Below are 13,184 nucleotides of genomic sequence, written 5' to 3' on the forward strand. Positions count from 1 at the left end.
CCATGGCGACCCGGTCCCGGGTGCCTGCGTGGTCGGTGCCGATGTTCTTCGTCGTCGGCGCGATCTCGCAGTACCTCGGGGCCGCGGTCGGGGTGTTCCTGTTCGAGACGACCACCCCGGCCGCGGTCGCCTGGCTGCGGGCGGCCGCGGCGGCGCTGGTGCTCATCGCGTGGCGACGGCCGTGGCGGCTGACGTGGACGCGACGGGGTGCAGCGATCGCGGGCGGGTTCGGCATCGTGACGGTCGCGATGAACGTCTCGTTCTTCGAGGCGATCGCCCGCATCCCACTCGGCACCGCCGTCGCGATCGAATTCCTCGGGCCGATCGCGGTCGCGACGCTCGGGTCCCGGCGGCCGCGGGACATTCTCGCGGTCGTGATGGTCGGCGGCGGCGTCGCACTGTTGGCCGGGATCCAGCTAGGGGTGGACCCGCTGGGCATCGTGTTCGCGCTGGTGGCCGCCGCATGGTGGGCCGGCTACATCCTGCTCAGCAAGCGCGTCGCCGACGCCGGCACGGGTCTGGACTCGCTCGCCGTCGGGATGGCGGTGGCCGCAGTGGTGCTGGCGCTGCCCCTGTTGACCGGTCAGCTGCTCGACGACGCATCGGTATTCGGCGAACCCCGAACGTGGCTGCTCGGGCTCGGGGTGGGCGTGCTGTCCACCGCAGTGCCGTACGGGCTCGATCAGATCGTGCTCACCGCGATCAGCCGGGCCCGCTTCGCGCTGCTGCTGGCGCTGCTGCCTGCGACGGCCGCCGTCGTCGGCGCGGTCGTGCTGCACCAGTCGCCCACCGTGGCCGAGGTCGTCGGGATCGCGCTGGTGATGGCCGCGCTGCTGATCAGCGCGCCGACCGGGGAGCCCCCACCCTAGCTTGTGCGCGAGCAGACACAGATGCGTGCGATTTCGGGCTGGAGTACACGCTTTTGTGTCTGGTCGCGGAAAAACTAGGATGTCCAAGTATGCCGGTCGATCGTCTGCTGCCCTCCGATGAAGCGCGCGAGCTCATCGCGCTGACCCGTGACATCGCCGCTCATGTGCTCGACCCGATCGTCGACGCGCACGAGAAGGCCGAGACCTATCCCGAGGGTGTCTTCGCGCAGCTCGGCGCGGCCGGTCTGCTGAGCCTGCCGCAGCCCGAGGAGTGGGGCGGCGGCGGTCAGCCGTACGAGGTGTACCTGCAGGTGCTCGAGGAGATCGCGGCCCGGTGGGCGGCGGTCGCGGTGGCGGTCAGCGTGCACAGTCTGTCGTCGCATCCGCTGCTGGTGTTCGGCACCGACGAGCAGAAACAGCGCTGGCTGCCCGGCATGCTGTCCGGTTCGCAGATCGGCGCGTACAGCCTGTCCGAACCGCAGGCCGGCTCGGATGCCGCCGCATTACGTTGTGCGGCAAAGCCTTCCGACGACGGCTACGTGATCACCGGCGAGAAGTCGTGGATCACCCACGGCGGGCGGGCCGACTTCTACACGCTGTTCGCGCGCACCGGCGAAGGGTCGCGCGGCATCTCGTGTTTCCTCATTCCCGGTGACCAGCAGGGGCTCTCCTTCGGGAAGCCGGAGGAGAAGATGGGCCTGCACGCCGTGCCGACGACGACGGCGCACTACGACAGCGCGCCGGTGGCCGCCGACCGGCGGATCGGCGCCGAGGGGCAGGGTCTGCAGATCGCGTTCTCCGCTTTGGATTCCGGACGGCTGGGCATCGCGGCGGTGGCCGTCGGACTGGCGCAGGCCGCGCTCGACGAGGCCACGCGCTACGCCAACGAGCGGACGACGTTCGGTCGCAAGATCGTCGACCACCAGGGGTTGGGGTTCCTGCTCGCCGATATGGCGGCCGCCGTCGTCAGCGCCCGCGCCACCTACCTGGACGCCGCACGCCGCCGCGATCTGGGCCTGCCGTACTCGACGCAGGCCAGCGTCGCGAAACTCGTCGCGACCGATGCGGCGATGAAGGTGACCACCGACGCGGTGCAGGTGCTCGGCGGCGTCGGCTACACGCGCGACTTCCGCGTCGAGAGGTACATGCGCGAGGCGAAGATCACCCAGATCTTCGAGGGCACGAATCAGATTCAGCGCCTGGTCATCTCGCGGTCGCTCAGCGGCCGAACGTGAGCTCGTTCGCGAGTTCTCGGCGATTTCTCGCGTACAGCTTCACGTTCGCGGGCCGGACTTCGCGGTCGTAGCCGCCCTGCACACCCGCGCGCTGTCCGGGAGCGCCCGGTAGTCATGCGACATCGGCGCGCGTTGGGGCGTCGACGATGCGCTCGATCGCGGGGACGTCGGCGTCGGTCGCGCGGCGCAGGTCTTGGTGGGTCATCGCCGATGAGGGTATGCCCGCCGGGGGCCTCGACACGTGTCATATCGTGACGGTCATGGACTTCGCGATGTCGGCAAAGGCGCAGGACTACCACCAGCGGCTCACCGATTTCATGACCGAGTACGTCTTCCCCGCCGAAGCGGACTACCACCGCTACCGCGAGGAGGCCGGGCCGAAGGACCACACCGTCCCGCCGGTCGTCGAGGACCTCAAGAAGCTGGCCAAGGAACGCGGGTTGTGGAACCTGTTCCTGCCGTCGGTGTCGGGGCTGTCGAACCTCGAATACGCCGAACTCGCCGAGCTGTCCGGCTGGAGCATGGAGATCGCCCCCGAGGTGATCAACTGCGCTGCCCCCGACACCGGCAACATGGAGACCCTGCATCTCTTCGCGAACGAGGAGCAGCGCGAGCAGTGGCTCGACCCGCTGCTCAACGGTGAGATCCGCAGCGCGTTCGCGATGACCGAACCGGCCGTCGCCTCCTCCGATGCCCGCAACATCGAGACGACGATGCTGCGCGACGGATCCGACTACGTGATCAACGGCCGCAAGTGGTGGATCACCGGCGCCGCCGATCCGCGCTGCAAGATCCTGATCGTCATGGGCCGCACCAATCCCGACGCCGCGAGCCATCAGCAGCAGTCGATGATCCTGGTGCCCGCCGACACCCCGGGCGTCGACATCCAGCGCTCGCTGCCGGTGTTCGGCTGGCAGGACCAGCACGGCCACTGCGAAATCGTGTTCGACAACGTGCGGGTGCCCGTCGAGAACCTGCTCCACGAAGAGGGCTCCGGGTTCGCGATCGCCCAAGCCCGCCTCGGGCCGGGGCGCATCCACCACTGCATGCGGGCGCTCGGTGCGGCCGAGCGGGCGCTGGCGCTGATGGTCGACCGCGTGCAGAAGCGCGTCGCGTTCGGCAAGCCGCTCGCCGAGCAGGGCGTGGTGCGTGAATCGATTGCCAAGTCCCGCAACGAGATCGACCAGGCGCGGCTGCTGTGCCACAAGGCGGCGTGGACCATCGACCAGCAGGGCAACAAGGCCGCCCACGTGCTGGTCTCGCAGATCAAGTCCGTCGCACCGCAGGTGGCGTGCGACGTCATCGACCGGGCCATCCAGGTGCACGGTGGCGCCGGGGTGTCCGACGACTTCCCGCTGGCGCGGCTCTACGCCTGGCACCGGGCGATGCGGTTGTTCGACGGGCCGGACGAGGTGCACATGCGCACGATCGCGCGGGCGGAGCTGGGCCGGGAGAAGTCGCCCTTCGCCGCGGCGGTGACCCGCTAGTGCCGTCTGCCGGCAGCGAGCTGTCCGGGGCCTGGAACTTCCGCGACGTCGCCGAACAGACCGGCGTCGCCCCCGGGGTGTTCTTCCGAGCCAGTGAGCTGTCCCGGCTCGACGACGACGGCCGGGCGGCGCTGACCGGTTACGGGGTCACCGACGTCGCCGACCTGCGGACGCTGCGCGAACTGGAGCGGCACGGGCCCGGGCTGGTACCCGCCGGCGTCGACGTCCACCACCTGCCGTTCATCGAGACCGCGGCCTCCGACGGGGAGGCGCCGCACGAGCACGCCTTCCAGCGGATGATGACCGACAAGCCCGACGACGAGTCCGTCGGCGCGGCGGCCGCCCGGTACATGACCGAGGAGTACGGCCGCATCGCGACCGCTCCGTTGGCGCAGCGCGCGGTGCGCGAGGTGGTGACCCTGCTGGGGTCCGGCCGACGGGTGCTGGCGCACTGCTTCGCGGGCAAGGACCGGACAGGGTTCACGGTCGCGGTGGTGCTCACGGCCGCGGGCGTGGAGCGCGACGCGGTCATGGCGGACTATCTGCGCAGCAACCACGCCGTACCGCAGTTGCGGGAGAGCATCCTGGCGACGATGCGGGCGCGGGCAGCCGATAACCCGGAGATCATGGAGTTGGCGGAAGCCCGGTTGACGGAGTCGGTGCTGGGAGTGCGGGAGGACTACCTCGACGCGGCCTTCCGGATGATCGCCGACGGGTACGGCTCGGTCGACGGGTACCTGACCGCGGCCGGTGTGAGCGCCGACGAGCTGGCGCGGCTGCGGACGACCCTGCGCGGCTGAGCTTTTCGCGTTCTTAACCGTACGGTGGTTTTCGAGCCGCTTTTCCGCCACAGCGTCACGAACGCGGCGGTGTCGGTGCCCTTCGAGACACTCCACCGCATGAACGGCCCGTTCCGCGGCAGCACCGCACTCGCCGCAGGCATGACCCGGCACGCGTTGCGTACGCGATTCGTCGCGGTACACCGGGACGTCTACGTCGCCAAAGACCTCGAGATGACGGCCGCGCTCCGCGCGCGTGCCTGTTGGCTCCGGTCGCGGGGTCATGGCGTCCTCGCCGGCTTCAGTGCATCGGCCCGACACGGCGCGCGCTGGGTCGACGGCTCGCGGCCGGCAACGGTGATCGACGGCAACCGCCGCCGGGAGCCGGGCCTGACGGTATGGGCAGACGTCGTCGAGGCCGACGAGATCTGCCTGATCGACGGCATGCGGGTCACAACACCGCTCCGTACGGCGATCGACCTGGCCCGCCACCATCCCGTCGACGAATCCGTTCCGGCGATCGACGCCCTCGCCCGGGCGACCCGGCTCAGGGTGGAAGACCTGCGCGGCACTGCACCGCTACGCGGGATGGAAGGGGATCAAGCGAGCCCGCAGCGCCATCGACCTGGTGGATCCCGGAGCGGAGTCCCCCAAGGAGACGTGGCTACGGCTGCTGATCGTCCGCGCAGGATTTCCACGGCCTGAGTCGCAGGTACCGGTCTACGACCAGTACGGGGTGCTCATCGGCGAGGTCGACCACGGGTGGCGGGACCGCAAGATCGCCGCCGAGTACGACGGCGGCCACCACCGCACCAACCCGGTGGTGTTCCGTAAGGACATCCGGCGTATCGAGGCCCTGCTCGCGGAGGGCTGGATCGTCGTGCGGGTGACGTCCGCCGATACCGAAGGCGGCATCATCCGTCGACTCCAGACGGCGTTCGCGGCGCGTTCGTGACGCCAGGGCGATTTTCAGGCCGGATTCCCGCCACAGCGTCACGAACGCGGACCGTCACGCCGTCAGGTACACCCCGATCCCCCACGCCACCGTCGCGAGCAGCGCACCGGCCAACTCCACCCCCACCGACAACGCGACCCCCTTGACCGCGTGCACCGTCGACGCCCACGCCACCCGCTGATCGCGGCGCACCCCGAGTTCGGCCACGTACACCCCGCCGACGAACCCGATCACCAACCCCAGCACCGGGATGACGAAGAACCCGACCACGCCCAGCACCGCGCCGGCCACCAGGCTGGCGGTACGGACGTCGGCCGCGCGCATTCGCCGCATCGGCCACAGATACTTGACCAGCAGCGCCGCCCCGAGGATCGCGGTGACCACACCGAGCGTCACCCAGGCGGTCACGGTCTGCTCGACGAACGCCCACACCGCGATCGCCCCGAACACCAGCAGCGTGCCGGGCAGCAGCGGCACCAGGATGCCGACGATCCCGACCGCGATCGCCAGTGCGACGAGCAGGACACCCCCGGTGCTCATCCTTTCCGACCACGCACCCACTGGACGGTGCCCATGGTCTTCGTCCGCACGCCCGCCAGGCCGAATTTCTCGAGCGTGTCGCCCAGCTCGTCGTCGTCGAACACGTGCGCACCGGCGTTGGGCAGCACGTTGATCAGCCGCGCGAGCGGCCCCGCGGTCGGCACCATGACCGCCATCCGCCGACCGGGCCGCAACACCCGCACCATCTCGGCCAGCGCGACCGTCGGGTCGGGGATCAGCTGCAGCATCGCCACCGAGACGACGGCGTCGACGGATTCGTCCTGCAGTGGCAGCCGTTGCGCGTCGGCCCGGATGAACCCGACGTTCGGGCCCGCCTCCGCCCGCACGGCGCGGGTCAGCATCGGCTCGGAGATGTCCACACCGAGGGCCAGCCCACCCGGCCCGGCGGCCCGGCCCAGTGCCGCGGTCACGTTGCCCGGCCCGCAGCCGACGTCGAGCGCCACCCCGCCGACCGGCACGCTGAGCCACTCCAGGGGCAACTGCCACGCCGCAGCCACCCGCCGGATGACGTTCTGCGAGTTGTCGTAGACCAGCGACCCGAGCCGCGAGGCCCACATCGCCTGGATGGTGCCGGTGTTGCGGTCACCCGTCTCGGTCAGCAGGTCGAGGTAGCCCTTGCTGACGACGGGGTCCGCGGGTGGGTCGGTGAGCAGGCGCATCGCCCGCTGCAACGCATCGTTCACACCGTCAACGCTACGCACCGAGTCGGTCGGCGAGGTCGCCGAAGTCCTCGGCGACCACGTCGAACTCCCCATCGCGGATCTCCGGCAGCGGACGGCCGGGCCCGCGCTCCAGCGGCCGCGGCACGTACCCGGTCCGCAGCCCGGCATCGCGCGCGGCCCGCAGATCCGACGGGTGGGCCGCCACCAGCATCAGATCGCCGGGCGCCACACCGAGCAGATCGGCGCAGCCGCGGTACACCTCGGCGTCGGGCTTGTAGCGGCGGAAGAGCTCCGCCGAGATGACCGCGTCCCACGGCAGCCCCGCCCGCTTCGCCATATTGGTCAGCAGCGAGACGTTGCCGTTCGACAGCGGGGTGAGGACGTACCGGCGTTTGAGGCGGGTCAGCCCCGCGACGCTGTCCGGCCACGGATCCAGCCGGTGCCACGCCCTGTTGAGCTCGTCGACCGCGTCGTCGGGTACCGAGATACCCTCGGCGTCAAGCAATTTCACCAGTGTCATCCGGTGCAGGTCGTCGAGTTTCGTCCACGGCAGCTCACCGTTGCGGACCCGGTCCATCGACGGGACGTAACCTGCGCGCCAGTTGTCGGCGAACGCGGCCCAGTCGGCGGACAGCCCGTGCGTGCGCCCGAAGTCCTCGAGTTGCGCTATGACACTCGAGCGCCAGTCCACCACGGTCCCGAAGACGTCGAACGCCAACGCGCGAATCACGGTTCCAGGACCAGCTTCCCCTTGATCTCCCGATCCGCCAACGCCTGCAGCGCCGCCTGCCCGTCGGCGAGCGGATACCGCACCGGCGGCGGCGGACGAAGCCCCGCCTCGACCAGACCGGCCAGTTCCGCACCGACGGCGGTCTGTGCGCGCGGGTTCCGCCGGACGAACTCACCCCAGCCCACCCCGACGACGCTGACGTTGCGCAGCAGCAGTCGGTTCACCTTCACGGTGGGAATGCCTCCGCCGGAAGCGAATCCGATCACCAGCAGTCGGCCCTCGGGTGCCAGCACACGGACGGCGTCGTCGAAGGCCGGGCCGCCGATCGGGTCGACGACGATGTCCACGCCGCAGCCCTCGGTGGCGTCCAGCACCGCCTGTTTCCAGCCATCGGCCAGCGGCAGCACCACGTCGGCGCCGAGACCGGAGACGAAATCCTCGGCACCACTGCGGTGCACCATCGCGATCACTTTCGCGCCCTGTGCCTTCGCGAGCTGGATCGAGGCCGTGCCGATGCCACCCGCCGCGCCGAGCACCAGCACGGTCTCGCCCGCCACCAGGCCGCCGCGGCGGGCCAGCGCGAACTGCATCGTGTAGTAGTTGCCCAGCAGCGCCGCCGCCGAGGCGTCATCGACCCCGTCGGGGGTGGGGATCACGCTGTCGGGCAGCGCCGCGACGCGTTCGGCGAACCCGCCCATCAGCGTGAACGCCGAAACACGTTGCCCCGCAGTGAAACCGGAGCTGTCGGGCGCCGATCGCACGACACCGGCCACCTCCATCCCCGGGATGAACGGCGGCTCGAGCCGCAACTGGTACTCGCCGCGCAGCAACAGCAGGTCCGGGAAGTTGACACCGGCCGCACCGACGTCGATGATCACCGCCGCACCGGGGGCGGGATCGTCGACGTCGGTGTAGACCAGGCCAGACGGACCGGACAGTTCCTGCGCCAGAAGCGCTTTCATCCGGCGTCAGCCGAGCTTGAAGCTGGCCTGCTGCGCCGCCGACAGGTCGGTGATCTCGCCCCACTTCGCGGCGACGTCGTCGAGCGTCGGCACACCGTCGCTGAACGTGACGCCGTCGTTCTGGAACAGCGCGGTGCGCTGCACCTTACCGCCGCCGACGATGAAGATCGAGTCGGTGTCGGTGAGTTCCTCCGTCATCAGGTGCGCGACGATCGGCGCGACGTACTCGGGCGTCAGCTTCTCGAAGACCTCGGGCGGCAGGATGTCCTGGGTCATCCGGGTCGCGGCGATCGGCGCGATCGCGTTGGTCTTGATGTTGTACTTCGCGCCTTCCTGGGCCAGCGTGTTGATCAGCCCGACGAGGCCGAGCTTCGCGGCGCCGTAGTTGGCCTGACCGAAGTTGCCGAACAGCCCACTGGTCGAGGTGGCGACCACGACACGGCCGAAGCTCTGCTCACGGAAGTGCGGCCATGCGGCGCGGATGACGTTGTAGCCGCCGTACAGGTGCACCTTGAGCACGGCGTCCCAGTTCTCGAACGTCATCTTGTGGAAGGTGCCGTCGCGCAGGATGCCGGCGTTGCTCACCACACCGTCGACCTTGCCGAACTCGTCGACCGCGGTCTTGATGATGTTCTCGGCGCCTTCGGGTTCGGCGACGGAGTCGTAGTTGGCCACGGCACGGCCGCCGGCCTCCTTGATCTCGGCGACCACCTGATCGGCCATCGCCGAACCCGCACCGGTGCCGTCGCGCGCACCACCGAGGTCGTTGACCACCACGCTCGCGCCCTCACGGGCCAACGTCAGCGCGTACTCGCGGCCGAGACCTCCACCGGCGCCGGTGACGACGATGACGCGATCCTGCACTCCTGGCATGGGATTCCTTTCTAGTTCCTGTGATTTCGGTGTAGTTGGTTGCGGCCAGCGCAACGAACTACACCGAAATCGCTAAAAGAGACGACGGGCGAGCTTCCAAGCCTTCTCTGTATACGGGGGGTAGATGAACGCGCCGACGTCGGGTCGGGTGGGCTTGGTCATCACGGTCTTCTTGTGGCTGAACGTCTCGAAACCGAAGCGGCCGTGGTAGGCGCCCATCCCGGACGGGCCGACCCCGCCGAACGGCAGCTTGTGCGTGGCGAAGTGGAACAGCAGGTGGTTGACCACCATGCCGCCGGCCGACACGTCCTTGACCACCCGCTCGCGGATCGCCTTGGTCTTCGTGAACAGGTAGGCCGCCAACGGTTTCGGCCGGGAGTTGACGAAAGTGATTGCCTCGTCGAGGGATTTGACGGTGACGATCGGCAGGATGGGGCCGAAGATCTCGTCGGTCATCAGCGGTTCGGCCGGGTCCGGGTCCACGACGACGGTCGGCTGGATGCTGATCTTGGACGCGTCGGACCCGCCGCCGATCACCACGTCGCCCTTGGTGGCGGCCAGCGCGGTGGTCAGGCGGTCGAAGTGCCGCTCGTTGACGATCCGCTTGCCGTCGGGGTTCTGTGATTCGAACGTGGTGACCGCGGCCTTGATCTTGTCGACCAGTGCGTCCTTGATCTTCGCGTCGGCCAGCACGTAATCCGGGGCGATGCAGATCTGACCGGAGTTGATCAGCTTGGTCCAGGCGATGCGCTTGGCCGCGACGTCGATGTCGGCGTCGGCGGTGACGATCACCGGACTCTTGCCGCCGAGCTCGAGGGTGACCGGCGTCAGGTGCGGGGCCGCACCCTCGTAGACCTTGCGGCCGATCTCCGTGCCGCCGGTGTAGAGCAGGTAGTCGAAGCCCTGGGCGATCAGCTCCTGACTGACCGCGCCGTCGCCCTCGATCACGGCGACGGCCTCGTTGTCGAGGTAGCGCGGCACCAGCTCGGCCATCAGCGCCGACGACGCGGGAGCCACTTCCGACGGTTTGAGCAGGACGGTGTTGCCCGCGGCGATCGCGCCGACGGCGGGCCCGAGCGTCAACGCGAACGGGAAGTTCCACGCGCCGATGATCAGCACCGTGCCGAACGGTTCGTACTCGACCCAGCCGAGGCCGGGCAGCTGCGACATCTCGAGCATCCGGTAGCGCCGCCGCGTCCACTTGCGCACGTTCTTGGCGGCGTCCTTGGCCTCACCGGCGACGCTGGCGATGTCGGCCAGCCATGCCTCGAACGGTTTGCGGCCGAGATCCTGCTCGAGGGCGGCGGCGATCGCATCCTCGTTCTCCACCATCAACCGCTCCAGGGCGCGGAGTTGGCGGCGACGCCATTCGATGTCGCGGGTGCGGCCCGTGGCGAAGGTGCGGCGCAGCCGCTCGACGGTCGCGGGGATGTCGCTGGTGAGCTGGGCGGACGGGGTGGCCTGGGTGGTCATGGCTGGTCCTTCCTGACCGAGAATGACCCGATCCTAACCAACCGGTTGGCTCACCCACAGGGGCTCGGTGCGGCCTAGGCCACTTTCTCCGCGGTCACCAGCAGCGCATGCTCGGTGTAGGTCTGCGCGTCGAGGTCGCGGCGGCCTGTGAGCTCGGGCAGGTGGCGGGCCTCGACGACGTCGGTCCACCAGCCCCGCGACGTCAGCCAGCCCGGGGCGTCGGAGCGGCCGGGGGCCATCCCGAGCACGTCGTCGAACGCCAGCGTGCTGCCCGCGGCGCTGAGCTTGTCGATCTCGCTGATCAACGCGTCCTGGGCGGCATCCGGCAGCGGCAGCAGACCCTCCGCGAGCCACGCCGTCGGCTCGTTGTGGTTGAAACCCGCGTCCCACAGGCGGCGGGGCCACGGCACGTCGGCCTCGACGCCGACCGGATGCCACTTGGCGGCGGGCCGGGCGCCGTGCGCGGTCAGCGCGTTCTCCTTGTACCGCAGCACGGTCGGCTGGTCGATCTCGAAGACCGTCATGTCCGCGGGCCACGGCAGCCGGAAGGCACGCGTGTCGAGCCCGGCCGCCAGGATCACACACTGACGGATGCCCGCGCCGGCGGCATCGGCGAGGTAGGCGTCGAAGAACCGGCTGCGCACGGCTTGGTAGTCGGCGATCTGGTGGTGGGCCGCGGCCAGGACAGGCACCTGGTCGATCAGCCCGGCGGAGCGTTCCAGCACCTCGATGACCTTCGGCCGTGCCAGCAGGACCGCGGTCAGCGGATCGTCGCAGCCGGTGGCGCTCGCGACGGCCGCGGCGCTGAGCACCTCGGGCCCGACGCGGGTGGCGACGCTCAACGCGCCGGCGTCCTGCATCCTCACGACAGCTTCTCGGCGGTCACGAACTTCGAGAACGCCCGGTCGTCCGTCAGGTCGGCCGGCAGCGCCCACCGGTCCAGCCTGCGCATCTCCTGCTGCGAGTTGACCGCGGTCGCCTTCCAGCCGTGCGCGTCGAGCCAGTCGGCGACGTCGGCGCGGTCGGGGTCCTCGTAGATGAGCTGGGCGATGTCGAGGCTCGCGGCCATGTCGAACTTCTCGGCGATGCGCTCGAACCGCTCGCGCATCTGCTCCCGCCGGTCCTCGGCCTGCACGCCCGCGGTCTCCGCGGCGACGCGGCTTCCGGGCGCGGACAGTTCGGTGATCTGCGCGAACAGCCGATCCTGGGCGTCGGCGGGCAGGTACATCAGCAGGCCCTCGGCCAGCCACGCCGTGGGCTCGGCGGGGTCGAAGCCGGCATCGCGCAGGGCGGCGGGCCAGTCGTAGCGCAGGTCCATCGGCACCTCGCGGCGGGTGGCGGCGGGTTCGACGCCGTGCCGGGTGAGGGTCTCGGACTTGTACTCGAGCACCTTGGGCTGATCGATCTCGTAGACCGTGGTGCCCGCCGGCCAGGTCAGGCGGTAGGCGCGGGAGTCCAGCCCGGAGGCGAGGATGACGATCTGCCGGATACCGGCATCGGCGGCGGCGGTGAAGAACGCATCGAAGAAGTGCGTGCGCACCGCCTGGTAGCTGTTCATGTGCGCGAAGATCGCGGCGGCCTCGTCGTCGACCTCGGCGACCTTCTCGACGAAGCCCGCGTCGAGGACCGATTCCCAGATGCCGGTGCCCGCGCCGGAGACGAGCAGGCGGGCGTAGGGATCGCAGATCAGCGCGTCATCGCGTTCGGTCTCGGCGGCGCGTGAGGCGGCCACCATCACCGCGGTGGACCCGACGCTCGTCGCGATGTCCCACGTGTCGTCGTCGGTGCGCAGTGAACTCATCGGCATCCTTTCGCCGCACGCGTGCGGCGCTCGGTGAGGAGGGGTTGACCACCGAGTTTACCGATGAAGCTTAGGCAAGCTATTTGATTGTGTCGGATCTCACCGTCAGTCGCTGAGCTGCCAGAGTTTGTTGGCCATCAGCTGTTCGAACTTCTCGACGATGACCTCGAGCTCCTGGCGTCCGCCCACATAACCCGCGTAGAAGCCCATCCCCCACATGACCGCGACGAGCATCTCGACGATCGACGGGATGTCGGTGTCGGTGCTGAGCTCGCCGCGTTCGATCGCGTCGTTGACCGCCCACGACACGAACGAGCGCGACATCCGCAGCGCGTCGTGTTCGTCGCTGCGCAGGTCGGGATGGCGCTGGGACTCGAGGACCGAGGTGACCAGGAACGCCGCCGCCGACCGGTCCTGGGAGTCGGCATGCATGGCGGCCGAGAAGAATGCGGACAACCGCCCGACGAGCGTGCTCTGACCGTGCGCACGCTCCATTCCCGCGCTAATCACCCAGGCATTCGTCTGTTCGACGACCTCGCGGTACAGGACGCGCTTACTCGCGAAATAGTGGTTGATCGCCGGTCGGGTCAGATCGGCGCGAATGGCGATCGCCTGGAAAGTCGCAGCGTCGTAGCCGAGTTCGCTGAAGACCTCTCTCGCAGCACGCAGAATGCGCTCGCGTGTCTCTGCGGCCTTCGCTGCGGGCGGACGTCCCGGCCCCCGGCTGGCAGTATGCGGCACAGTCAAATTGTGCCATAACTAACGTTGGGTCCTCGCACATGGTGTGCGCCGCGCTC

At 69.4% G+C, this 13,184-nt stretch carries 13 protein-coding genes and 1 pseudogene; 5 read left to right on the top strand and 9 right to left on the bottom strand.

The features are described from left to right. Positions 1–2 precede the first annotated feature (2 nt). From AU194_RS08105 to AU194_RS08125, 5 genes and pseudogenes are all read left to right on the top strand, one after another. Complete coding sequence (locus tag AU194_RS08105; protein WP_059088719.1) at positions 3–869, top strand: DMT family transporter; 867 nt, start codon at positions 3–5, stop codon at positions 867–869. 89 nt (positions 870–958) lie between these two features. Beyond that, on the top strand, positions 959–2,104 hold the full coding sequence (locus AU194_RS08110) for an acyl-CoA dehydrogenase family protein (RefSeq protein ID WP_059088720.1): 1,146 nt from the start codon (positions 959–961) through the stop codon (positions 2,102–2,104). Positions 2,105–2,376: 272 nt separating this feature from the next. Further along, positions 2,377–3,591, top strand: coding sequence for an acyl-CoA dehydrogenase family protein (locus tag AU194_RS08115; protein WP_197417553.1), 1,215 nt, complete (start codon positions 2,377–2,379; stop codon positions 3,589–3,591). Then, on the top strand, positions 3,591–4,391 hold the full coding sequence (locus AU194_RS08120) for a tyrosine-protein phosphatase (protein ID WP_059088722.1): 801 nt from the start codon (positions 3,591–3,593) through the stop codon (positions 4,389–4,391). The genes AU194_RS08115 and AU194_RS08120 overlap by 1 nt, the downstream gene beginning before the upstream one ends. Before the next feature lie 99 nt (positions 4,392–4,490). Next, a pseudogene (locus AU194_RS08125) lies at positions 4,491–5,325 on the top strand (hypothetical protein). A gap of 54 nt (positions 5,326–5,379) precedes the next feature. Here the strand turns inward: AU194_RS08125 and AU194_RS08130 are convergent. The 9 genes from AU194_RS08130 to AU194_RS08170 form a co-directional block, all read right to left on the bottom strand. Then, complete coding sequence (locus AU194_RS08130) at positions 5,380–5,865, bottom strand: DUF456 domain-containing protein (protein WP_059088723.1); 486 nt, start codon at positions 5,863–5,865, stop codon at positions 5,380–5,382. Then, positions 5,862–6,545, bottom strand: coding sequence for a methyltransferase domain-containing protein (locus tag AU194_RS08135; RefSeq protein ID WP_231743229.1), 684 nt, complete (start codon positions 6,543–6,545; stop codon positions 5,862–5,864). The genes AU194_RS08130 and AU194_RS08135 overlap by 4 nt, the downstream gene beginning before the upstream one ends. Positions 6,546–6,579: 34 nt before the next feature. Next, positions 6,580–7,278 (bottom strand): haloacid dehalogenase type II, encoded by a 699-nt coding sequence (locus tag AU194_RS08140; RefSeq protein ID WP_059088725.1) that lies wholly within the window; start codon positions 7,276–7,278, stop codon positions 6,580–6,582. Further along, a complete protein-coding gene (locus AU194_RS08145) occupies positions 7,275–8,240 on the bottom strand; it encodes an NADPH:quinone oxidoreductase family protein (protein WP_059088726.1) in 966 nt (321 codons plus the stop codon). The genes AU194_RS08140 and AU194_RS08145 overlap by 4 nt, the downstream gene beginning before the upstream one ends. Before the next feature lie 6 nt (positions 8,241–8,246). Beyond that, positions 8,247–9,113 carry an SDR family oxidoreductase gene (locus tag AU194_RS08150; RefSeq protein ID WP_059088727.1) on the bottom strand — a complete coding sequence of 289 codons (867 nt, stop codon included), beginning with the start codon at positions 9,111–9,113 and terminating at the stop codon, positions 8,247–8,249. Between the two features lie 72 nt (positions 9,114–9,185). Then, positions 9,186–10,586, bottom strand: a complete 1,401-nt coding sequence (locus AU194_RS08155) for an aldehyde dehydrogenase family protein (RefSeq protein ID WP_059088728.1) — start codon at positions 10,584–10,586, stop codon at positions 9,186–9,188. Positions 10,587–10,660: 74 nt separating this feature from the next. Further along, positions 10,661–11,452 (bottom strand): SAM-dependent methyltransferase, encoded by a 792-nt coding sequence (locus AU194_RS08160; protein WP_059088729.1) that lies wholly within the window; start codon positions 11,450–11,452, stop codon positions 10,661–10,663. Beyond that, positions 11,449–12,387: an SAM-dependent methyltransferase gene (locus AU194_RS08165; RefSeq protein ID WP_059088787.1), complete on the bottom strand. Its 939-nt coding sequence runs from the start codon at positions 12,385–12,387 to the stop codon at positions 11,449–11,451. The genes AU194_RS08160 and AU194_RS08165 overlap by 4 nt, the downstream gene beginning before the upstream one ends. A 105-nt stretch (positions 12,388–12,492) precedes the next feature. After that, positions 12,493–13,128 carry a TetR/AcrR family transcriptional regulator gene (locus tag AU194_RS08170; RefSeq protein ID WP_059088730.1) on the bottom strand — a complete coding sequence of 212 codons (636 nt, stop codon included), beginning with the start codon at positions 13,126–13,128 and terminating at the stop codon, positions 12,493–12,495. Positions 13,129–13,184 lie beyond the last annotated feature (56 nt).

It is taken from the genome of Mycobacterium sp. GA-2829, assembly GCF_001499965.1.
In the GTDB taxonomy this organism is placed as follows: domain Bacteria; phylum Actinomycetota; class Actinomycetes; order Mycobacteriales; family Mycobacteriaceae; genus Mycobacterium.